Annotated in this window: 1 pseudogene; it reads left to right on the top strand. The window is 64.0% G+C overall.

Annotated features, from left to right (window positions below):
• Positions 1-609: pseudogene (locus A3754_RS28235) on the top strand (electron transport complex subunit RsxC); the annotation flags it as partial.

Below are 609 nucleotides of genomic sequence, written 5' to 3'. Positions count from 1 at the left end.
GAAGGAAGCCGGCCCGGCCGCCGCCAGTACTGTTGATGTGGCCGCGCTGAAGCAAGCCTCACTGGACGCCTCCAAAGCCTACAAAGCTGCGGTGAAAGCGGCCAAGATCGCCGAGGCGGAAGGCGCCGATAATCTGGCTGAACTGAAAGCCGAGGCGGACCAACTTAAAGCCGTGGCCGACAAGGCCAAAGCGGCTGTGCGTGACGCCAAAGACGGCGCCCCTGTTGCGGCAGCTCCGGCAGAAGATGCAGTGGCCAAACTCAAGAAGCAGGTCGGCGATGCTTCCAGCGCCTACAAGGCGGCAGTGAAAGCCGCCAAGGCCGCCGAGGCGGAAGGCGCGGACAATGTGGCTGAATTGAAAGCCCAGGCAGACACGCTGAAAGCCAACGCGGATGCGCTCAAGGCGGAACTGCGCGAAGCCAAGACCAACGCGCCCGCCGCTGCCGCACCGGTTGCTCAAGCAGACCCGGTTGCCGAATTGAAGAAACAGGTCGGTGACGCTTCCTCCGCTTACAAGGCCGCCGTCAAAGCCGCCAGGCAAGCGGACGAAGACGGGGCTGACAACGCCGCAGACCTGCGTGCCGGAGCGGATCGTCTGAAAGCGGTGGC

The organism is Alcanivorax sp. HI0083 (assembly GCF_001635175.1).
The sequence above is the reverse complement of the archived record's forward strand: the minus strand, read 5'-3'. Positions and strand labels throughout refer to the sequence as shown.